Genomic DNA, 21957 nt, shown 5'->3' on the forward strand with positions numbered 1-21957 from the left:
GCGCATGGAGAGCGGTTCGTGAGTGCCCTGCCGGAAGCTGGCATCCGCCCCGGCGATCAAGCCCGGGAGCGAGCACCCTCCACCCCCTGCGAAAGGCTCACGATGACCGCGTCGAACACACCGAAGACGGCGAGGACGGCTGACGCAACGGACGGCGCAAGGGAGTCCGCCTCTGCGGCCGTCACGACGGCCACGAGCACCGCGACGCCCGCGCCACCCACGCCACGTACGACCTCCGATGCCCCACCGGAGGCGGAGCGCAGAGCGGGGCCGAGGGAGTGGCTCGGCCTCTTCGTGCTCACGCTGCCCACGGTCCTGCTGGCGCTCGACGCGACCGTCCTGAACCTGGCCGTGCCCGACATCAGCGCCGACCTGGGGCCGAGCAGCACCCAGTTGCTGTGGACGGTCGACATCTACGGCTTCATGATCGCCGGTTTTCTGGTCACGATGGGCACGCTGGGCGACCGGATCGGCCGCCGCAGGCTCCTGATGGCCGGGGCCCTGGGCTTCGGCCTCGCCTCGGTCCTCGCGGCGCGGTCCACCAGCCCGGAGATGCTGATCGTCGCCCGCGCGCTGCTCGGTCTCACGGGCGCCACCCTGATGCCGTCCACGCTCGCGCTGATCAGCAACATGTTCAAGGACCCCCGGCAGCGCGGGGTGGCCATCGGCGTGTGGGTCACCTGCTTCTCCGTGGGCATCGCCGTCGGCCCGGTCCTCGGGGGCCTGCTCCTGGAGTGGTTCTGGTGGGGTTCGGTGTTCCTGCTCGGCGTCCCCGTCATGGTCGTGCTGCTCGTGGCGGCGCCGCTCCTGCTCCCGGAGTACCGGGATACGGCGGCGGGGCGCGTCGACGCGGCCAGCGTGGTGCTGTCCCTGGTGACGGTGCTGCCCGGCATCTACGGCGTCAAGCGGCTCGCCGAGCACGGCGTCGACGCCCTCGCGGTCGCGACGCTGCTGACCGGCGCGGTCTTCGGCGTGCTCTTCGTGCTCCGCCAGCGCCGTCTGACCGACCCGCTGCTCGACCTGCGGCTGTTCCGGAACCGGGCGTTCAGCGCCGCGCTGCTCGTGCTGCTCCTCGGCCTGGGCGTGATGGGCGGGCTCTACCTCTTCATCACCCAGTACCTGCAGCTGGTCGAGGGGCTCTCGCCGCTCGAGGCCGGTCTGTGGCTGCTGCCCGCCGCGGTCGCGCTCATCGTCGCCTCGTCGCTGACTCCGGCGCTGGCCCGGCGGATCCGTCCCGGATACGTCGTCGGGGGCGCCCTGCTCGTCTCGGTGGTCGGCTACGCCCTGATCACGCAGGTGGGCAGCGGCGGCGGGCTGCCCCTCCTGGTGACCGGCTTCGTCCTCGTCTACACCGGCATCAGCCCCATGATGGTCCTCGGCACGGACCTGGTGGTCGGCTCGGCCCCGCCGGAGAAGGCGGGTTCGGCGGCGGCGATGTCGGAGACGGGCATGGAGTTCGGCATCGCCCTCGGCATCGCCGGTCTCGGCAGCGTGGTCACGGCCGTCTACCGCGACGAGACCACCGACACCCTTCCCCGTGAACTCCCGGACGACGCAGCGCACGCGGCCCGCGACACGCTCGCCAACGCGGACGCCGTGGCCGACGAACTCCCCGGACCGCTCGGCGAGCAACTCCTCGAACCCGCGCGGGAGGCCTTCACCGGCGGCCTGAACGTCGCCGCCGGGGTCGCGGGCGCCATCGTGGCGGTGCTGGCGGTGGCGGCGATGGTGCTGCTGCGGCAGGTGCGGACCGGCTTCGGGGAGGGGGCCGAGGAAGAGGCGGCCGGGACGTCCGACGGTGCCTCGGAGGCGCGCGTTCCCGTGGGCGAGGGGCACTGACAGGGGCCCGGCAAACGGGGTGGGGTGGTGGACGGCGCTTACTCCGCTGTCCACCACCCCACCCCGTTTGCCGCCTACCGCGTCACTTCTGGAGACCGAGATGGAATCGCGTGTAGCCCGCGAACTCCGCCACTCGCTCGAAGCCCAGGCGCCCGAGCAGCGCCACGCTCCGGTCGTTCCCGTGCGTCACCCCGGCGTAGATGTCCGTCGCCGCGAGTTCGCGCGCCGCGTGTGCGTACAGCGCCGCGCACGCCGCCGTGGCGCGGCCCGTGCCCTGGTGGGCCTCGTCGATCCAGTAGCCGGTGCCGTAGTTCGGCGGGTCGACGGCGATGAGGTCGACGCGGCCGATCAGTGCGTCGCCGAGGCGGATGCCGTAGCGCAGATCGGGGGCGGGGTCGTCGGCCAGGTGCGCGCGGACCCAGGCCGGGGTGGCGCGGCTCTCCTCCTGGTAGTCGCCGAGGCGGCTCAGGTGCTGCCGGTTGCGGTCCAGGAGCGCGTAGTACGCGTCGGCGTCCTCGGCGGTCAGTTCCCTCAGCACCAGGTCCGGCAGCTCCGTGGGGAGGTCGGGGACCCTGTCGCGGGGAGTCGCGGATGTCGTCACACTGCCGAACGTACGGGTGCGTGAGCCCGGGGCTCAACAGGATTACGGGGCCGGGTGGGTGACTCCGGGGCGCACGGTCCAGATCGAGCCCAGCGGGGTGAGGCCCAAGCCGCGGGCGACCTCCTGGGAGGCGTGGTTCGTGCTGGTCGTGCTGTAGAAGAGGACGTCCTTGGTGGGGCGTACGCGCTCCGACCAGGCGGTGACGCAGGCGCGGGCGAGGCCGCGGCCCCGGTGGTCGGGGCGGGTCCAGATGCCCGCTTCGGCGGCGTGGTCGTTGGCCGCGGGGGTGTGGCAGATCGACACGGGTTCCCGGTCCCGCACGGCCATGGCCCACTCCCCCAGGTCGCCGCCGATCAGCTCGGTCCACTCGCCCGGCTGCCAGTTGTCGGGGCGGACCAGGTCCCGTGCGGCCGCCCGGCCCTCGGCGGTGGAGACCAGGACGGGCAGCGGGCCGGGGGCGGGGGCGAGTCGCGCGGGGAAGGTCCAGGACGGGCCGCCCTCGACGGACGCCGCCCGGCCTCCGAGGTCGGCGGCCAGGCGCTCCAGGGTGCGGGGTGGCCGGTCCGGGGCGTACGGCTCGTCATCCGCGTCGGCACCGGGCGCGCTCCGCGCGCGGACGGGGCGCGCGACGCCGGGCCCCAGCGCCAGCAGCCGGGCCCGCGGCGACCAGGCCCAGACGGCGAGGACGGTCGCGTCCCGCACGGCGGGCGGTTCCCCCGATTCCGCTACGAGCCCGTGGATCGCGTCGACCTCCAGGGCGAGCAGCCGTGCCTCGTCCCTGATCGGCACGCCGCCCTTCGCCCCGCCCTTGCTCCACATCCGCTCAGGCTAACTCCGCAGGATCTTCAGGGCCTTGTCGAAGGCCGAGTCCCTGTTCTTCTCGAACTCCTCCTCCGTGAAGACCGGTTCGGTCAGGTGCGGGGGGATGCCGGGGCCGTCGAAGGTGGTGCCCGACCTGGTCAGGAACTCCTCGTTCGGCAGCCACGTCCCCATGCCACTGATGGGCAGCCTGCGCGGCAGGACGTCCGAGAACACGCCCTGGGTGGGCCGGCCGATCCGTACGGCCTTGCCGGGCCGGTCGATCAGGGCCTGCGTGAACGTCTCGCCCGCGCTCACCGTCGACCCGCCGGTGAGGACGGCGACGGGTCCGGTGTAGCGGGGCGCGGCGGCCGGCGTGACGCGGACGGGCTGCGGGCGGGTGTGACGCGTGGGGTCGGCGGGGTCGTTGCGGGCGCGCTTGGAGTACGCGACGTAGCCGGTGTCGGTGAGGCGTCCGGCGAGATGCACGCCCAGCGCGTCCGAGCCGCCGCCGTTGATCCGCAGGTCGATGATCAGGCCGCGCAGCCTCTGTGTGCGGCCCTCGGTGAAGACGGCGTCCAGCGCCCGGTCCAGCTCGGCGAGCTGCTCGGTGTAGGGGGCGCCGTCGCCCGCGTACCCGCTGAATCCGGAGATCCGCAGATAGCCCTGGCCGCCCGGCAGGTCGGCGTAGGTGATGCGGCCCTTGGCGAAGTCCTGGACGTGCTCGGCGTCCTTCAGGTCGCGCGCGAGGACGAACTTCTTGACCCGGGCGTCCAGTTCCTCGCTGGGCGGCACCGTGCCGGACCGGCCCCGGTTGAAGTACCGGTCGCCGTACCCCACCCCGGCGTGCATGTCCTCGAGCGGGTCGAGCATCTCGGAGAAGATCGCGAACAGTTCCTCGGGGGTGGTGTCGGCGTGCACCTTGGGGCGGTACCGGTCGCGCATCGCGTGCCAGTCGATGCCCTTGGCGGCGAAGAACGGGTAGTTCTCCTCGTACGACTGCCAGAAGACGTCGAAGGTCGCCACGGGGCCCTCCGGTGCCGGTCCCGTGCAGGTGGCGGGGAGCTTCCCGACGCGCCGCAGCTCCTGGTGGCCCGTGGTGCCGTCCATGTGCAGGATCGCGCGGTCCCGTCCCGGCGCCGAGCGCAGGGTCAGGCCGACGCCGCTCTCGTCGACGTAGCGCCCGGGGCCCGTCCGCTTCGCGACGTCGCCCTTGAGACAGCTCACGGCCGTGGTCTCGTACTCCTGGAGCACGCCGTCACGAATCGACCACACCGCCCCATAACCATCCACACGCCATATTCCGGATTTCGGCGATTCCGTCCCGACTGCCGCCGGTGCGGCGTTCGCTGGTGTGACAGCTGTCGCCGCCCCCGCGGTGAAGCCCGACCCCACGGTGAGAGTCAGGGCCGCCATCGCAGCCGTCGTCACCCTTCGCATATGCATTCCTCCCGTTTCGGCGTTTCGCCTCTTTCGAGAGCATGTCCCGGCCTTCACAGCCGAGAAACGTGACCCGGCTCTCAAAGCAATCTCTTCGCTTTCTGTTATGCCGCCCCAGCCCGCAGGATCTCCCCATCAGCGCGGCCACACAGGAACCACGGGAACCAGGAGAGGGGAGCGTCGTGCAGCACGACCGGCAGAGCCCGAGCAGGCCGTCGGCGCCGCGGCGGGAGCGCCTCGCGCACCCCACCCGCGCGTGCGCCGCGCACACGCGGCACGGCGCGCTCCTCGCTCCCACGGAGCGGGTCCCGACCGGCCCCGCACTCGTACCGCCGCCGACGGCGGGCACCATCCACCTGACCGCCCCGACCGACCTCCTCCCGCGCACGCACCCCGGCGCCCCGGCCCCGGGCCACGCCGACCCGCTCGTTCCCCCTGCCAGTCCCCTTCCGACCACACCGAGGCGTTCCCCCACACCATGAATCCACAAGATCCGTCAGACCCGCTGTCCCACCCGCACCCCGCCGACCCCGCCGCGCCCGGCGGCCCCTATCCCCAGCACCCCGACCCGTACGCGTACGGCCCCGGAACCGGCCCGGGCCAGGCGTACGCCGCGCCGCACGGCGCCGACGCGCACCTCGCCGACGACGTCACCTCGATATCCCCGGCCGCGTCCGGCGCCCCGGGTTCCCGTGCCGAGCTGCGGCAGCGGCGCACCACGCGGCGCCGTCGGCAGGCCATCGCGGCGGGCGCGGGCATCGCGGCGATCGCGACGCTGACCGCCGTCATGCAGTGGGGCTCGGACGGCTCCGACACCCCCGAGAAGACCGCGGCCGCGGCCGCCATGGACACGGACACGGACGGGCCCACGCCGTCGAGCGAGCCGCCGTCCGCGACGCCGAAGGCGAAGAAGTCCAAGTCCGCGTCCCCGTCGAAGCCCGCGGAGCCGAAGAAGTCCAAGTCCGCGAAGCCCTCGAAGAAGCCCGCGAAGACCCCGACGGCGAAGCCCGAGAAGCCGAAGCCCCCGGCGCCCCCGAAGACGAGCCGCCCGGCCCCGGCACCGACGACACCCAAGGCCCCCTCGGGTTCGGCCTCGGGCTCGACCGCCCAGCAGGTACTCAACCTGGTCAACGCCGAACGCCAGAAGGCCGGTTGCCGCCCGCTCACCAGCAACAGCAAGCTCGCCACGGCCGCGCAGCGGCACTCCGCCGACATGAAGGCCCGCAACTACTTCTCGCACACCTCCCCCGACGGCACCGACCCGGGCAAGCGCATCACCGCGGCGGGCTACCGGTGGAGCACCTACGGCGAGAACATCGCCCGCGGTCAGCAGACCGCCAAGTCGGTCATGACCTCCTGGATGAACAGCTCGGGCCACCGCGCCAACATCCTCAACTGCTCGTTCAAGGAGCTGGGGGTGGGCGTCGTGAAGGGCTCCGGCGGACCGTGGTGGACGCAGAACTTCGGCGCGCGGTGAGCAGATGACCCCTCCGGTGTGACCACCGGGGCTCGATCGGCGGGCGGTGACCTCCAGGCTTCGGCACATGGTGGTCACCGCCCGCCGGCCCGTTGTGCCCCGGTTCCGGACACGAGGGATGTCGCATTCTCACCCTTGGAGAAAATCTGAAGGACGTGAAGAATCCGTGACCGTCCTGGCACGTAACTCGTGTGACATCCGTGAGGAGAAGCCTTGCGCCCGATCAAGTTGGCTCTGTCCCTCGGCGCCGCCGCCCTGATGGTGGCCGCCGGAGCGGCGAGCCCCGCCGCGGCCGCGCCGGACAACAACGGAAAGGCGATGACCTGGACGCTCCTGGCCGACGGTCCCAGCGGCACGGTCCAGGTGGGCGGCGGCCCGCTCAGCAACGCGTACACCGGTGACACGGACATCACCACGGCACTTCCGGTGCTGTGTCTGAAGATCGACAACAGCGCCGCGCCCGCGGGCATCACCCCCGGTTTCTACGCCGGTTGGGCACGCGGCACCGTCGCCGCGAGCAACCCGATCCGCGGCACCCGTCTGACCAGCCGTACCGTCGCCGACAACGTCTGCGCGAACACCTTCGGCCCGGGCTGGCGGATGGCCGAGTTCCACGACGGCCGGTACGGACCGAACCTGGAGAGCTCCGGCGGCTGGAGCTTCTGGGCCAAGGGCGAGGTGCCCGCGGGCACCCGCTTCTGGACGGCGATCAACGACCAGCCGGCCAACCCCTGGAACTGAACCGCCCCCGATGGACCGCTCCGGTCCGCTGCCCCCAGCGGCGGGCCGGAGCCCCACCCGACGCGCGCTCGCGCGGCACGGAATCCCGTGCGGTCAGAGCCCGTTGCCCACGAGCAGCGCCAGGTCGACGAGCCGGTTCGCGTACCCCCACTCGTTGTCGTACCAGCCGACCACCTTCACCTGCGGGCCGAGGACGCGCGTGAGGCCGGCGTCGAAGACGCAGGAGGCCGGGTCACCCGCGATGTCGGTGCTGACGAGCGGGGCGTCGGAGGCGGCGAGCAGTCCCTTGAGCGGGCCCGCGGCGGCCTCGGCATACGCCGCGTTGATCTCCTCGACCGTGGTGGCGCGCGTGGTCGTGACGGTCAGGTCGGTGACCGAGCCGGTGGGGACGGGCACCCGCAGCGAGAACGCGTCGAGGCGGCCCTGGAGTTCGGGCAGCACCAGGCCGATGGCCTTGGCCGCGCCGCTGGAGGTGGGGACGATGTTGAGGGCCGCGGCACGGGCCCGGCGCGGGTCCTCGTGCGGGCCGTCCTGGAGGTTCTGGTCCTGGGTGTAGGCGTGGACGGTGGTCATCATTCCGGCTTCGATGCCGACGCTGTCGTGCAGCACCTTGGCGAGGAGGGCGAGGCAGTTGGTGGTGCAGGAGGCGTTCGAGATGACGGTGTGGCGCTCCGGGTCGTACGTGTCCTCGTTCACACCGAGCACGATCGTCGCGTCCTCGCCGTCGGCCGGGGCAGCGATGATGACCTTCTTCGCGCCGCCGTCGACGTGCGCCCGCGCCTTCGCCGCCGCGGTGAACACGCCGGTGGACTCGATGACCACGTCCGCGCCGAGCTTCCCCCAGGGCAGGTCGGCGGGGTCGCGCTCGGCCAGGACCCGCACGGTCGTGTCGCCGACCCGGATGCCCTCGGGCCCGGAGGTGACCTCGCCGGGGTAGCGGCCGAGGACGGAGTCGTACGCGAGCAGATGGGCCATGGTGGCCACGTCACCCAGGTCGTTCAGGGCGACGATCTCCAGATCCGCTCCGCGGGCGGCCGCCGCCCGGAAGACATTGCGGCCGATCCGGCCGAAGCCGTTGATGCCTATGCGCACAGTCATGGGGCTGTCCCTTTCACGCGGCTACGAGGCGTGCGGCACCCCTCGTGCCAAGGTTCGACGAGGTCGTGGGGCGCCGACGAGAACATCATAAGCAACTTAATTAAGTGTGCGATATATTTTTGGAGTGGACGACACCATGAAGAACAGCGGGACCCCGGGCAACAGCGAGCCGGACGGCACCGACGGCGGCCTGGACGTGGAGGCCTTCGCCGCCGCGGTCGAGAACTTCAACCGCTTCTACATCCGCCTGCCGGTCCTGGAGAAGCTGTCGTTCACCACCCTGTCGGTCCTCGACACCCTCGCCTTCGGGGGCGGCCCGCTGCGCCTGAGCGACCTGGCCCGCACCGAGCAGGTCAGCCAGCCCGGCATCACCCAGCTCGTCACCCGCCTCGAACGGGACGGCCTGGTGGAGCGCCGCCCCGACCCGAGCGACGGCCGCGCCGTCCTCGTCCACATCACCGAGGCCGGACGCCGCATCGGCCGGTCCCGCCACGAGGACCGGACCCGTCATCTGGCGCCCCTGATCGCCCAGTTGACCCCGGAGCAGCGGCAGTCCCTCACCGAGGCGCTGCCCGCGCTGACCCGCCTCGCCGAACTCGGGCGCGCCCGGCGGTGATCCGTCCGGCACGCCCGGCGGCGATCCGCCCCCGCACCGTCGGAACCAAGCCATTCCGCAAGTTCACCCGATGGGGTGACACGCGGGGTCGGCTGTAGACATGTGCCCCGTGGTGTCAGGGAGCCTGGAAACGACGAGCCACGGGGAGGGGGCAGGCATGTGGCAAGCGGTTGCCGAACGCGGCGGGGCGCGGTCCTTCCATAGTGCGCGCGCCCTGTCCGGCACCCCGGTCCCCGGGTCCGCGGTGCGGGTCGCCACGTGCGTGACGCCCCCGGTCGTACGCCTTCCGGGCCGTACGAGTCGGCCGAAACCGGCGGAGACGACAGCCGGGCGCGTGCGATAGAAAGCGTGTTGCAGAAAAGGGAACCACCCGTCACGGGGCCGGTCCCCCCGCACGGGACTCGCCCCACCTCACGTCCGCTCCGGCGGCCTCCCACCCGGCCGCGTCCACCGCGCCCACCACGCTTGCCTCGTCTTTCACGTACTCCACGTATTCCACGTATTCCACGTCGTCTCCGCGCACCCGCGTGCCCGCTCCGGCCCACGCGGCTCCGCGCCCTCACGCCTCACCGAGCGTCTCCCCGAGCACGGCGGTCGACCTTTTCGCCGACGCCCTGAGACAGCTCCCCGACCACGCCCGTCACACGCTTTGACCCGACACACGGTTCGAGTGGGCCTCGGTCCTGCCGACGTCCCACGTCCAATGTCCCACGGGGGAATCGCATGTCCGTGCCACCGTCACCCCAGCCCTTCCGGCTCCTGCGCGCCACCGACCTGCTCGACCTTCACTTCCTCTTCCAGGGGCTCCGCCTGGACCGCCCCCTCGTCGGGCCCCGCCGCCTGATCCGCAAGGACCCCGCCCAACCGGGCTACCTCGTCGTCACGTTCGGCCCCCAGCACGTCGCCGAACAGGCCTTCTTCGAGGTGAGCGAGGGCATCCCGGAACCGGAGCCGCCGACCGCCCCGGCCCCACCCGACGCACCCAGCGCACCCGAAAGCCGCGGCGGCAGCGAGCCGCACAAACCGCCGCCCGTCGCCTCCCGCATCGGCGGCCGCAGCGTCCTCGTCTTCGCCGTCGGCGCCCAGGACGTCATCCCGTACACCGAATCCGGGCTGCTCACCGCCATGCGCACGCTGCCCCTGCGGGTCGTGGACGCGGCCCGGGAACCCGCCGTCGCCGCGGGACTGCGCCAGGCCGTGACCAGTCGGCCCGACGACGTCTTCCAAGCGCTGCGGCTGGCCCGGACCATGGCGGAACTCTCCTCGCGTCACGGCCCCCACGGTCCCGTCGCCGCGGGCCTCCGCAGCGCGCCCGCCCCGGCGGAGCCCTCCGTGCCGTCCACCGGAGCAGCCGCCCTCGGCCCCGGCCCCGAGAACCCCCTGGCCGACCCCGCCGACCCCCGTACCGGCATCGAACTCCCCTACCGGCTGCTCCTGTCCCCGCCCCAGACGGCGACCTGGACGCACACCACCGAACTGCCCGACGCCGACGGCCGCATCGAGCTGTGGCACACCCGGATGCCGGCGGGCGACGCCCGTGCGGTGTGGACGCGCGACCCCGGCTTCAACCCCGCCGACCCGCGCCCGCTGGACCGCCCGAGCGAGTTCACGATGCCGCTGACCAGCACGGACCGCTCCTCCGTGGTGCATCTCAGCTCCAACACCAACCTGCCGGGCGGCTTCACGCCCGCGCCGGTGAAGGTCGACAACCTCATCCTGTCGTCTCTCGGCGGCTGGCTGGACTCCCTCGGCGTGTGGGAACGGCCGCCCACGAACTTCGGTGTCACGCAGTGGCGGCACCGCGCCTCCATGGGCCGCGACCACTACGTGCGCGTCATGTACCGGGGGCGGCTCTTCCCCTTCGGTCACCTCGCCGACCTCGTCAAGGTCACGGAGCGGAAGTTCGACCACGCCCGCCCCGACCACGCGGCCTATCTCAACCAGCGGTTCTTCATCATGGTCCGCGAGCCGGTGCGGGCCTACGGCTCGACGGCGGACAACGACGACCAGAAGCGGCTGCGCAGGCTCTTCCCCTTCACCAGCGTGCGGCTGCTCACCCTGGTCACGCCGGACCTGCTGCCGCCGAAGCCGATCCCGGACCTGTCCACGCCCGGCGGCGACCCCAACGACAAGTTCGCCTTCTTTCCGGTGACCTTGACGGAAGACCCGTTCCGGTTCCAGGTGAGCATGGTCGACGTCGACGGCCGCGTCCTCGAATTCGCCACGCCCATGGCGTTCGTGGGCAAGCGGGTGCACGAGAACACCGCCGACGTCGAGAAGATCATCCAGCACTATCACGGGCTGATCGACGACACGCGACGGCCCGAGCCACTGGACCTGGCGGACGCCGACGTGCGGCGCGTCGTCGCGGACGTGCGCGGCCAGTCCGTGGCGTACGCGCCGAGCCACAAGCCCGACGACACGACACTGCCCACCGGCCAGTTCGTCTGGGGCGCCGTCACCACCCCGTCGATCCTCGCCCTCGACCCCACCGACCACCCCCGGTTCCTGCCGACGGTGCGCTGGGCGCGGGCCGTCGTCCCCGCGCTCAGCCAGTTCACCACCGGCCCCGGCGGCGACCAAACGCAGTCGGTGTTCTATCCCGAGCCGTACGTCAGCCACGCCTTCACCGACGCGAACAAGGCGCAGCTGTTCATCGAGCTGGCCGAGCCCGTCGACCTGACGTTCCGCAACGGCGGCCAGACGGCGGGTGCGCTCGCCCAGCCCAACTTCCCGGTGGCGGGGCTCTCCCGGGTCACCGGGCCGGTCGCCGCGACCCCCACCCCTCCGCCAGGACCCGAGGCGGACGCGGGCCCCGGCATCGACAAGTGGGCCAACCTCGCCCAGGGCCGGTTCAATCCGAAGGACTTCTTCGCGAAGCTGTCCGAGGCGAAGCTGTTCGGGATGTTCCCGCTCACCGAGATCATGAGCGAGATCGGCCTGGACAACCTCAGGGCGCCGAACTTCTTCACGGCGACGGTCAACGCCGTCACGGGATTCCTCAACGACCTGCGCGGGCTGCGGGACCTGCTCGCCTCGGTCGAGGAGCAGTTCCCGGAGATCGCCGACCAGGTGATCCGTGTGACGGACGCCGCGGCGCTGTTCGCGGAGACCCTCGTCGAGTACATCACCGGCCATCTGGAGCAGGACCCCGACCCGATCCCCATCAGCGAGGTGGAGAACGCCTTCAACGCGTTCTCCGAAGCGCTCACCGCGCTGCGCGTCGCCCTGCCCGCCGCCGTGGACACCGGCGTACGGCAGCTGCTCACCCGCATCGCCGAACAGGCCGCGACCTGGGACAGCGCCGTCGGCCAGGCGCTCGCCCTGAAGAAGGCGATCGAACTCGCCGCGCTCGGCGCCAAGTTGCCGGACGTCGTCAACTCCAAGCTCGAGTGGCAGCCCGACATCAAGCCCTGGTCGCCGAACAAGCCGACGCCCACCGACCCCGAACACGCCGTGTTCTGGCCCTTCGGCAAGCTGACGCTGGTCGCCGACCTGCGCGGCTCGCTGCGCCCGGACGTGCCCCAGGCCGCGGACGTGTCCTGCACGCTGGACAAGTTCCAGCTGCGCATGGTCCCCGGCTTCGACGCGATCGTGCTCAAGTTCGACCGGATCCGGTTCGGCATGCGGGCCGGGCAGAAGCCCGACGTCGAGGTGAAGTTCGGCGGCATCGACTTCGTGGGGAACCTGGCGTTCGTCCAGACCCTGCGGAACATCATCCCGCTGGACGGCTTCAGCGACCCGCCGGCGATCACCGTCGACGGCTCGGGCATCCACGCGCACTTCTCCATGCAGCTGCCGAACGCCGCCGTCGGTGTCTTCAGCCTGGAGAACATCTCCCTGAACGCCGCGCTCTCGGTGCCCTTCATCGGCAACACACCGCTGCAGGCCGGGTTCTCCTTCTGCCGCCGCGAGGCACCGTTCCGGCTGACCGTGTCGATGCTGGGCGGCGGCGGCTACTTCGGGATCGTGCTCAGCCCGAAGGAGATCGCCGTCCTGGACGCGGCCCTGGAGTTCGGGGCCGCCGTGTCCATGAACTTCGGTGTGGCCAGCGGCAGCCTGTCGGTGATGGCCGGGATCTACTTCCGGCTCGAACTGACCGGGGGCCCCGGCTCGGCCCGCAACAAGGTCAAGCTCGTCGGCTACCTCCGGGCACGCGGCGAGGTCGACGTCCTCGGCATCGTCTCGGCGTCCATCGAGCTCTATCTGGAGCTGGGCTACGAGGACGGCTACGCGGTCGGCCGGGCCAGCCTGACCATCAGCATCGAGATCGGCTTCTTCGAGACGTCGGTGACGATCCGCTGCGAGAAGCGGTTCGCCGGGAGCGGAGCGGCGTTCGCGCTCGCCGGCGGCACGGCCGCCCCGGGCATCGCCCCGCCGACGTTCACCGACCTGATGTCCCCCTACGTGGACCCGGTGACCGGAACGCGCGTCGACCCCGTCTTCGACTACTGCACGGCCTTCGCGGAGGTGGCGTGACCATGGACAGCATCCGATGGACGGTGCTCCCGGACGGCGTGGTGGAGGGCGACGCGGTGCGGGTGTCGGTCCTCGTCAGCCCCAGCCTCACCGGGATCGACACGCTCGCCGGTTCGGCGTACTTCGTGAACTGGCCGGACAAGCTGGCCCGGCTGCTGCCCGCCCTGTGGCTGGAGTTCGACACCCCGCAGGGCACGACCGTCAAGCAGTGGCAGCCCACCGGCCGCTACCCCGCGGCCGACGCCACGCTGTGGCAGGCCCTGTTCACGCGCGACACCTTCGTCCGGCGCCCCGAGAGTCCCGCCGCGTTCGCCGCGGCCGAACGGCGCACCCTGCGCTCGTACCCGGGCAAGCTCGTGCACGACGAGGTGACCGGGGTGTACGAGGCGGTCGCCGTGCACACCACCCGGAGCAGGCTGGGGGCGCACTGGGCCCGTGAGGAGCGGATGCTGTGCGAGGAGCCGCCGACGGACCACCGCGGCTGGGAGCTTCCTTCGAAGTACCGGATGGCGGACATCATCTCGCAGCAGGTCCTCGACCTCGGCAGGAACGTGAAGACCGGGTTCGAGGCCGTGGCGGAAGCGCTCGATCCGCACGGTGACGGGCCGCGGGCCGCCGCGCCCGAGCACGAGCCTCGCTTCATGGACCGCACGAGCCCGTACTACACCGCCGAGGAGAGGCAGCGGATGCTGCCCCTCGCCGAGGCCGCCCGGTTCTACGAGCGCGGCAAGGAACCCGCCGCGCTCGCCGAGTTGCCCAAGCACCGGGTGGACTTCCACGAGGCGTGCGGCCTCATCGGGGACTACCCGGAGCTGCAGCGCAGATTCGGCCTCGTCGTCGACCTGCGCTTCACGATGCCCTCGGCGGTGGCCGACGGGGCGAAGGTCCGGGTGGCGTTCGACGACAGCGTCACCGGCGACGCCCAGCTCAACGCCCCGGGCAGGCGCCCCTGGACGAGGATCCGGTTCACTCGCGGCAGCGTCTTCGAGGCCGCCGAGGAGACCCCGGGGGCGCTCACCGGCCGGGTCCTCAACCTCGGCGACCCCGAGTCCTGGCACCTGACCGAGCTGGACGTGGACGGCGCGGCCCTCAAGCACGTCGACTACGCCCGCTCCATCGACGACCTGCACACCGGCGACCTGCCCGGCGGCATCGGCTCGGTCGCCCAGCAGGTGACGGGCACCGGCACCCCCGCCGCCCGCGGCTCCGGCATCACGCTCCTGCACACCGACCGGGACCGGCAGCTGGCCGGCCTGATCGGTGCCGACGTCCGCCGCCGCACCACGGCCGCGGACGCCGACCTGACCGCCGAGAACCTGGTGCGCGGCTACCGGGTGGACATCGGCGCCGTCGACCCGGCCACCGGCCTGGTGACGCAGTGGCGGTCGCTGCTGCGGCGCCGGGGCCGCTACACGATCCGCAGGCCCGGGCAGCCGCCCGTCGAGATCCAGGTGCGCCCCGACGAGGGCACCGTTCGGGCCAGCGTGGTCACCAAGGACGGGGCCGACAACCGTCAGCTCTACGGCCACCAGGCCGTGTTCGGCTGGCACGGCTGGAGCCTCGCTGCGCCCCGTCCCGGCCGCACCATCGGTCTGGGCGACACCCCGGAGGAGCCCGATCCGCCGGTCTCCCCGGACGTGCCCCTCGACACCAAGTTCACCGCGGAGCCGGGCTCCCTGCCCGCGCTGCGCTACGGCCGGACGTACCGGATGCGGGCCCGGGTCGTCGACCTGGCGGGCAACAGCCTGGAGCACACGGCCGGCACGCCGGACACGGCGCAGTCTCAGGCCATCACGTACGGCCGCTGGGAGCCGGTGCCGCAGCCGGTGGTGATCCCGCTCCTCCCGTTCAACGAGGGCGAGTCCACCGAACGGCTCGTCATCCGCAGCACGGTCACCGACGACGGCCGGGAGGTCTCCACCGACGAGTACGTCCTGTGGCGCTCGGACGTCCCCGACCACGAGCGCGAATCCGACGTCGACGGCCTCGACCGGCGGTACAAGGCCATCGCCGAACGTCATCTGGCGCCGCCCAAGACCGCCCTGCAGATGGCCGAGGAGCACGGCGTGTTCGACGCCGCGTTCGGCGCGGGCAAGCCCGAGCGGCTGCGCGAGGAGTACTTCACCGTGGCCTCGCGCGAGGCCGGGTCCTTCCTGGACACGGTGGTGCGCGACCCCGAGTGGCCGTATCGGGAGCACGACCTGCTGCGCGAGGACAGCATCCACATCGCCAAGCACGACGTGCACGATCCGCTGCCCGTCACGCCGCTGCCCCTGGAGCGGCGCGGCGCGGGTCTGGAGCAGGGCGAGTTCGTGGTGCACGACTCCGATCAGCTGATCCTGCCGTACCTCCCGGACGTCCTCGCCGAGGGCGTCATGCTGCGGGGCCTGCCGGGCGACCGGGAGAACCGCAAGATCCCCTTCCCCGGGCCGTGGCCGCAGGCGAAGCCGTTCAAGCTGCGGATCCTGGAGGGCGACCGCGAGCCGCGCTGGCGCGACGGCCTGATCGAGCGGGTCCTGGAGGTGTTCCTGCCCAAGGCCGAGATCGCCACGGTCCGCCTGAGCTGTTACGTGGACGCGGCGAAGCTGCCGCTGCTGCGGCAGTGGAACCTGCTGACCGGCTCGCAGTTCTGGACGGAGCTGCCGGAGCGGGACAAGGACTTCGTGACGCGGGCCAGCGCCGACGGCGAGAACTGGATGCTCACGCCGTGGGTCGAACTGACCCTGGTGCACGCCGTGGAGAAGCCCGTGCACCCGCCGAAGCTGAGCGAGCTCGGGTCCGCCCGGCAAGCCGAGCAGACGGCCGCCCGGCTGACGGGCGAGCTGACCAGCCACGCCGAGAGCAGCGGCCACGTCGAGCTGGACGCACACTGGAGCGAGTGGCTTGACGACGTCACCCAGCCCGCGCCCACCCGCATCGACGGCCACACGCACCTGGAGGACATCACCCTGGAGTACGCCGACGACGTGGAACAGGTCGACCGCACCCACGAGTTCGGCGACACCCGGCACCGCAACGTCCGCTACACACCGACCGCCGTGACCCGCTTCCGCGAGTACTTCCACCCCAGCATCACGCAGGACCGGGACAAGGTCATCCGTGTCGGCGCGACGAACGCCCCGCTGCCGGTGCCCAGTTCCCGCAGGCCCGAGCCGCCGGTCGTGGCGTACGTCGTGCCGACCTTCCGCCGGGGGCGGACCGTCGACCACCAGCGCCTGACGGTCACCCAGCGGCGTACGACCGCCGGGCTGCGGGTCTATCTGAACCGGCCCTGGTTCTCCTCGGGCGACGACGAGATGCTCGCCGTGGTGCTCGACCCGGGCACCGACCTGGGGGACCACCTCGCCACCCGCTGGGGCGTCGACCCCGTGTGGTCCGGCACCCCGCCGCTGCCGAAACCGTCGGCGGCGCACTTCCCGAACGCGGAGCGCCGGCCCACCGGACTGCGTCTCGCCGAGTCGCCGGACTCCGCGCCGGTCCTCGTCGACGCGGTGGCCTTCACGCCGAAGTACCACCAGGAGCGAAAGCTCTGGTACGTCGACATCGATGTGGACTTCGGCGCGGGCGCCGGGGCCACGGCGTACTTCCCCTATCTGCGCCTGGCCCTGGCCCGCTACCAGCCGTACTCGGTGGATCCGCTGCACCTGTCGAAGGTCGAGGTCGCGGAGTTCGCGCAGGTCCTGCCGCCGCGCACCCTCACCGGTCACCGGGAGGACGACCGCCTGGACATCAAGCTGACGGGTCCGGCCACGTTCAACGAACTCGGCGAGATCAGCGGCACCGGGGCCGTCGCGGCGGCGGCGAGCCGGCGCGTCGTGGTGACCCTGCAGAGCAGGGCGAGCCTCGGCGAGGACGACATGGACTGGAAGCAGGCGGCCGCACCGGTGGACCTCGTCTGCCAGGCCGACGCGGGCGGCTTCGTGTGGAGCGGCGGTGTTCCCGCGCCCAGCGGACAGTTGCTGACCCTCTACCGGCTGCTCGTGCAGGAGTACGAGCTGTACCGCACCGACAAGGACACCGCCACGGACACCGTCACCGTGAACGGCCAACCCGTGGCGGCGGCCCGCCGCCTCGTGCACGCCGACTGCTTCGGGATGACCGTCGGCCTCCTCGGCCGGCTCGACTTCGAACTGTAGGAGGACCGGGATGCGCAGACAGGCGATCACGGCCTGCGCGGCCGCGCTGATGACGGCTCTGGTGTGGTCGACGCCCACCTCGGGCGCGCCCGCGAGCCGGGCCAACGACCCGCAGCCGCACCGGGGCGGCGCCGACCTCGTCGTCCACCGCAGCCAGGGCGACTTCGGCTGCACGTCGGGGTTCACCGTGCGCCGCTGGGACGACGGCAAGCGCGCCATGGCGACGGCAGGGCACTGCTCGAACGCCCTGACCGGCGTGAAGGTGACGTCCGGGCAGTACACGTACGGCTCGTTCTCGCAGGCCGCCTTCGAGGAGAAGGCGGACCTCGGGCTGATCACCGGCACGCCGGACAGCCCGCAGACGTACGCCCCCACGCTCTGGACGGACGGCGGCCCGGCCGGTTCACCGGTCGCCCGCCGGGTGCTCGGCAAGGTCGACGCGCCCGCCCAGGGCTCCACCGTGTGCGTCAGCGGGAACGTCACCAAGCTGGTCTGCGACATCACGGTCCGGCACCTGAGCGACGGCGTGGAGTGCGAGAAGGATCCGCCGAGGCGCTGCACCAGAGGGCTGGCCCGCGGGGTGAAGGGCGGCCAGAACATCTCGGACTTCGGCGACTCGGGAGCGCCGGTGTTCGTCCCGATCGACACGGTGATCGACGGCCGTCCGGTGCACGGCGCGCTGCTCGTCGGGCTGTTCGTCGCCGGCGGCAAGCAGAGCCCGTCGGGGCCGGACGACATGGTCGTCTTCCACACCGTGAAGCAGGTCGAGTGCTTCCTGCGGGTCCAGGTCCTCACGTCGCAGGAGGCGGACTCGGGGAGCACACCGCGGCCGACTCCCCGGTCGGACTGCGGCTAGCTCCGGACTCACGTCGTCCACTTGGGTGACACCCGCGTACGGGCGCCGGAACCGGGCAAGCGAACGGTGTCCAGGAGCCGCAGAACGACGGGAGGTCGCCGTGGTGCACTCCCCAGGGGAGCAGCGGGTGTGCCGGGAGTGGGGGCGGGACGCGCCGACGTCGGCGGCCCAGGCCCGTGCGATGGCACAGGACTTCATGGCAGCCGCCGGTTACGACGACGAGAGACACCGGGACGCCGTGCTCGTCGTGGTGTCCGAGCTGGTGACCAACGCCCTGCGGCACGCACGCGGGGTGACCGGCCTCCGCCTCAGCCACCACGCCCGGGGCCTCACCGTCTCGGTCCGCGACGCCGGCACCCGACCACCCCGCACCCTCCCCCTGGACCCGGGCCGCCCCGGCGGCTTCGGCCTCCATCTGGTCCGCGGCCTCACCGAGGGCGTGCGGGTGGAGTGGCGCCCCGGGGGCAAGAACGTCTGGGCGACGGTGCCGCAGCCGCACGCCGGGGAGCGGTGAGCGCCGCACCGCCATACCCGATCATGGTCGGATGACAGCCTTCTACCACGTGTGCTTCGCGGTCCCGGACATCGAACGGGCGATGCGCGACTTCCAACTGGCGGCCGGGGTCGAATGGAGCGCCCCCGCATCGGACCGGATCGGGGAGTGGGACTTCCGGATCGTCTTCACCACGGGCGGGCCGCCGTTCATCGAGCTGATCGAAGGCCCCGCGGGCAGCCCGTGGGACGCCTCGGCGGGAGCCAGGTTCGACCACATCGGCTTCTGGTCCAGCGACGTCGAGCAAGGCTCGCGACGCCTGCGGGACCAGGGCCTGCCGACGGACTTCTCCGGCTGCCCGCACGGCCGCCCGTTCGCCTACCACCGCGTGGACAGCATCGGCGCCCGTGTCGAACTCGTCGACCTCGGCCGCCAGGCGGCGTTCCTGGCCAAGTGGAACCCGGGCGGTGACCCGATGCAGGCCATCGACGAAGGTTCTCGGGGGTGAGCCGGGCGCCGGTGCCCGGCGGCGGACATCCCTCTGCCCCCGCTTCGGACTGCGGGGGCAGAGGCAGGGAGCTCACCTCCGAACTCTCCCGGGAGCAGCCCGGTCGGTGGACTCACCATGGGCCGGGTTTCCCGGATGAGCGGGATCTATCCTTTTGGGTCGCGTTTTGGGTCGCGCCGGTGGTCTCCGGGTCAGACTCCGGCGGGCATCAGGCCCGCCCGCAGGCGGCCGATGATGCGCTTGAGGAGGCGGGACACCTGCATCTGGGAGACGCCGAGGCGTTCGCCGATCTCGCCCTGGGTGAGTTCCTCCACGAACCGCATGTGGATGATCTCCCGGTCGCGGTCGGAGAGTTCGCCGATGAGGGGGGCGAGGCTGTTGAAGTCCTCGACGAGTTCGTACGCGGCGTCCTCCTCGCCGATGAAGTCGGCCAGGGCCGCCTCCCCGTCGTCGTTGCCGCCGCCCATGAGCAGCGCGGCGTTCAGGGACGTGGAGGTGTAGCCGTTGGAGGCCTTGCGGGCCTCGATGACCTCTTCCTCGGACAGGGACATCAGCTCGGCCAGCTCGGCGGTGGTCGGGTCCCGGTCGAGCCGGGTCGCCAGCTCCTCGGTGGCCTTGACCAGTTCGATGCGCGCTTCCTGGAGTCGGCGCGGCACGTGCACGGCCCAGCTGGTGTCGCGGAAGAAGCGCTTTATCTCACCGACGATGTAGGGCACGGCGAAGGTGGCGAACTCCACCTCGCGCGACAGGTCGAACCGGTCGATGGCCTTGATCAGGCCGATCGTGCCGACCTGGACGATGTCCTCCATCTCGTCGCCGCGGCCCCGGTAGCGCGAGGCGGCGTAACGCACGAGCGAGAGGTTCATCTCGATCAGAGTGTTGCGCACGTACTGGTGGTCGTGCGTGCCCTCTTCGAGGACAGCGAGGCGGTCGAAGAACTGCCGGGACAGCACACGTGCGTTGTGCGGCTCCACGGTCGACGGTGCTTCGATCAGCGGCAGCTCTCCCTCCACGCAGGCCTCGGCCCTCGTCGACCGGATCCCGGACACTGTCGGCCTGCATGCACCCATCGCGGCAGCCACACGATCCACCCTTCTCTCGACGGCACCCCGTGTCACGAACCGGGGACTCAAGACGCGTCTGCCCCTTGCTCCCGGTCCCACACCTCACGATCCGGAATTGGGTCGCGCGCCCACCTGTGCGTCACCTCTCGATCCGGCCCGCGGCCAGGACCAGGCGGGCGAGTTCGGGGTGGAACACGTCGAAGTGCGCGCCCTGCGGCGGCACTCCGCCGCGGACGACGGCCGACGCGTCGACGCTGACGTATCCCGAGCTGGGCAGCGCGTCCTCGGCGAGCGCGTCGGCGAGGGTGAGGGTGGGGCAGCCGTCGACTCCCTGCACCCCGTCGTAGCCGAGCGCGCCCCACAGCCGGTCGGCGCCCACCAGGGACGGCGACTCGCCGATCATGCGGGAGGCCAGCGGGAACAGCAGCCCCAGCTCCCGGTCGTGGTGCGAGTACGCACACACCACCGGCCCCGCGACACTCTGTGCCACCCCGGCGAGCGCACCCCCGCCGCGCATCTGCTGCGGCAGGTGCGCGGCGAAGGCGAAGTGGGACAGGGCGGCCTGAAGCAGCGTCACGGAAGCGGGCCCGCCCGTCGCCTCCTTGAGCCCCCGGGCGGCGTACGCGACGAGCCGGGCCCCGGCGCCGTGGCCGACGAGATGGATCCGTGTGTCCGGCAGCGCCTCGGCGAGCTGTCCGAGGGCGGGGGCGAGCCCGCCCTCGCCGATCATTCCGGCGCGCCGCCTGACGGCGTACGAGACGACCTGGCACAGCAGTTGGTGCGCCCCGTCCCACAGCCGGTCCAGGGCGCGCTCGGACTCCGCGGAGCCGAACGGGCGGGCGCTGGGGGTGAGCGGATCGGGACGGGCGAGCCAGTCGGTGGGGGCGTCGGCGGGGCGGGGGCCCGCGGTCTCGGCCTCCGTCAGCGTCCCGTGCTTCGACACCGTGGGCGCCTCCGGGCCCCGTCCCGGCTGCTCGATCCGCTCGGGGCGCTGCTCGGCGCGTTCGGCCTCCTCCTGGGCCTGCTCCAAGGCGCGGGCGAAGCCTTCGCAGACGTGCGAGGTGCTGTCGAACAGCATCGCCGGGTCGGACTGGGGCAGCAGTTCGTCACCCATGTCGGTGGCGTAGGCCGCGGCGGGGGCGTGCAGGGGCTCCTCGACGAGGCGCCGCAGCAGCATGCCCACGTCGTCGACGGCGCTGAACTGGCGCGGCCGTTCGTCCACGAGGGAGCGCAGGTCCGCGATGAGTTGGTCCTGGCCGGGGAAGGTGCGGCGGAGCGCGGCCTCGGTGGCGTCGGTGAGCCCCGGCTCCGGCCCGAACCGCATGCCGGGCCAGTGCACGCTCACGAGGCCCGGGCCGCCGTCCGCCGTCCCGTCGGTGAACAGGGCGTGGAAGCGGGCGTCGACGTCGGCGGTCGTCTCGGCGTCGTTGTGGGCGGTGTGCGCGAGGAGCACCAGGTCGCGGACGCCCGCGGCGCGCGCGGCGTCCGCGACCCGCGCGCACTGCCCGCCGTCCGCCTCGCCCCCGTCCGCGTCGAACGCGATCGCCCAGCGGGTCCTGGTGGTGTCCGGGTCGTGCGCGGAACTGCTCATGCGTTCCCCCGAGCCGGTGGTGGTCTCCGTCGAGCCGGTGGCGGGTGCCGTGCACGCAGCATGCTCGGTCCGGGGGCGCCGTGGCTAGGGGCGTGGGGCAGGAGCGCGGCGGACGGCCGCATATGCGCCGGGAGCCGGGGGCGGATGCCCGGCACCGGATGCCGGGTGCCGAGGCGCACGGCCGAGCGGTCGAACGGCCGCGCACCGCCGACCGCGCACG

16 protein-coding genes are annotated in these 21957 nt (G+C 72.2%); 9 read left to right on the top strand and 7 right to left on the bottom strand.

Going from position 1 to position 21957, the window contains the following annotated elements; all coding sequences use genetic code 11:
- Positions 1–56: 56 nt before the first annotated feature.
- Entirely contained in the window at positions 57–302 is a 246-nt protein-coding gene (locus AB6L24_RS01615; RefSeq protein ID WP_405651136.1) for a hypothetical protein, read from the bottom strand.
- On the opposite strand from AB6L24_RS01615, the gene AB6L24_RS01620 reads away from it, so the two are divergent.
- On the top strand, positions 295–1839 hold the full coding sequence (locus AB6L24_RS01620) for an MFS transporter (RefSeq protein ID WP_405651138.1): 1545 nt from the start codon (positions 295–297) through the stop codon (positions 1837–1839). The two genes, AB6L24_RS01615 and AB6L24_RS01620, sit on opposite strands and share 8 nt — an antisense overlap.
- 82 nt (positions 1840–1921) lie before the next feature.
- Here the strand turns inward: AB6L24_RS01620 and AB6L24_RS01625 are convergent, their stop codons facing one another.
- Genes AB6L24_RS01625 through AB6L24_RS01635 form a run of 3 tightly spaced genes read right to left on the bottom strand, consistent with a single transcriptional unit; the run spans position 1922 to position 4678 of the window.
- Entirely contained in the window at positions 1922–2440 is a 519-nt protein-coding gene (locus AB6L24_RS01625) for a GNAT family N-acetyltransferase (protein ID WP_405651140.1), read from the bottom strand.
- 42 nt (positions 2441–2482) lie between these two features.
- Positions 2483–3259: a GNAT family N-acetyltransferase gene (locus AB6L24_RS01630; protein WP_405651142.1), complete on the bottom strand. Its 777-nt coding sequence runs from the start codon at positions 3257–3259 to the stop codon at positions 2483–2485.
- 9 nt (positions 3260–3268) lie between these two features.
- Positions 3269–4678 carry a S41 family peptidase gene (locus AB6L24_RS01635; RefSeq protein WP_405651145.1) on the bottom strand — a complete coding sequence of 470 codons (1410 nt, stop codon included), beginning with the start codon at positions 4676–4678 and terminating at the stop codon, positions 3269–3271.
- Positions 4679–5156: 478 nt separating this feature from the next.
- On the opposite strand from AB6L24_RS01635, the gene AB6L24_RS01640 reads away from it, so the two are divergent.
- The gene (locus AB6L24_RS01640) at positions 5157–6155 is read left to right on the top strand and encodes a CAP domain-containing protein (protein WP_405651147.1); all 999 of its coding nucleotides are present in this window, start codon (positions 5157–5159) and stop codon (positions 6153–6155) included.
- A 213-nt stretch (positions 6156–6368) separates the two neighbouring features.
- Entirely contained in the window at positions 6369–6896 is a 528-nt protein-coding gene (locus tag AB6L24_RS01645; RefSeq protein ID WP_405651149.1) for a hypothetical protein, read from the top strand.
- A gap of 93 nt (positions 6897–6989) precedes the next feature.
- Here the strand turns inward: AB6L24_RS01645 and gap are convergent, their stop codons facing one another.
- Positions 6990–7994 carry a type I glyceraldehyde-3-phosphate dehydrogenase gene (gene gap / locus AB6L24_RS01650; protein ID WP_405651152.1) on the bottom strand — a complete coding sequence of 335 codons (1005 nt, stop codon included), beginning with the start codon at positions 7992–7994 and terminating at the stop codon, positions 6990–6992.
- A gap of 124 nt (positions 7995–8118) precedes the next feature.
- Here gap and AB6L24_RS01655 point away from each other — a divergent pair, with 124 nt between their 5' ends.
- From AB6L24_RS01655 to AB6L24_RS01680, 6 genes are all read left to right on the top strand, one after another.
- Positions 8119–8610 (top strand): MarR family winged helix-turn-helix transcriptional regulator, encoded by a 492-nt coding sequence (locus tag AB6L24_RS01655; protein WP_405651154.1) that lies wholly within the window; start codon positions 8119–8121, stop codon positions 8608–8610.
- 723 nt (positions 8611–9333) lie between these two features.
- Positions 9334–13089 carry a hypothetical protein gene (locus AB6L24_RS01660; RefSeq protein WP_405651156.1) on the top strand — a complete coding sequence of 1252 codons (3756 nt, stop codon included), beginning with the start codon at positions 9334–9336 and terminating at the stop codon, positions 13087–13089.
- A 2-nt stretch (positions 13090–13091) separates the two neighbouring features.
- A complete protein-coding gene (locus AB6L24_RS01665; RefSeq protein ID WP_405651159.1) occupies positions 13092–17225 on the top strand; it encodes a hypothetical protein in 4134 nt (1377 codons plus the stop codon).
- A 10-nt stretch (positions 17226–17235) separates the two neighbouring features.
- Complete coding sequence (locus AB6L24_RS01670; RefSeq protein ID WP_405651161.1) at positions 17236–18081, top strand: hypothetical protein; 846 nt, start codon at positions 17236–17238, stop codon at positions 18079–18081.
- 100 nt (positions 18082–18181) lie between these two features.
- Positions 18182–18595, top strand: coding sequence for an ATP-binding protein (locus AB6L24_RS01675; protein ID WP_405651164.1), 414 nt, complete (start codon positions 18182–18184; stop codon positions 18593–18595).
- A 31-nt stretch (positions 18596–18626) separates the two neighbouring features.
- Positions 18627–19082: a VOC family protein gene (locus AB6L24_RS01680; protein WP_405651166.1), complete on the top strand. Its 456-nt coding sequence runs from the start codon at positions 18627–18629 to the stop codon at positions 19080–19082.
- A 191-nt stretch (positions 19083–19273) separates the two neighbouring features.
- Here the strand turns inward: AB6L24_RS01680 and AB6L24_RS01685 are convergent, their stop codons facing one another.
- Positions 19274–20152 (bottom strand): RNA polymerase sigma factor SigF, encoded by an 879-nt coding sequence (locus tag AB6L24_RS01685; RefSeq protein WP_405651169.1) that lies wholly within the window; start codon positions 20150–20152, stop codon positions 19274–19276.
- Positions 20153–20285: 133 nt separating this feature from the next.
- Positions 20286–21737, bottom strand: coding sequence for a hypothetical protein (locus AB6L24_RS01690; RefSeq protein ID WP_405651171.1), 1452 nt, complete (start codon positions 21735–21737; stop codon positions 20286–20288).
- Positions 21738–21957: the final 220 nt, after the last annotated feature.

The sequence above is a fragment of the Streptomyces sp. RK9 genome, from assembly GCF_045070545.1.
Classification (GTDB): Bacteria; Actinomycetota; Actinomycetes; order Streptomycetales; family Streptomycetaceae; genus Streptomyces; species Streptomyces alboflavus.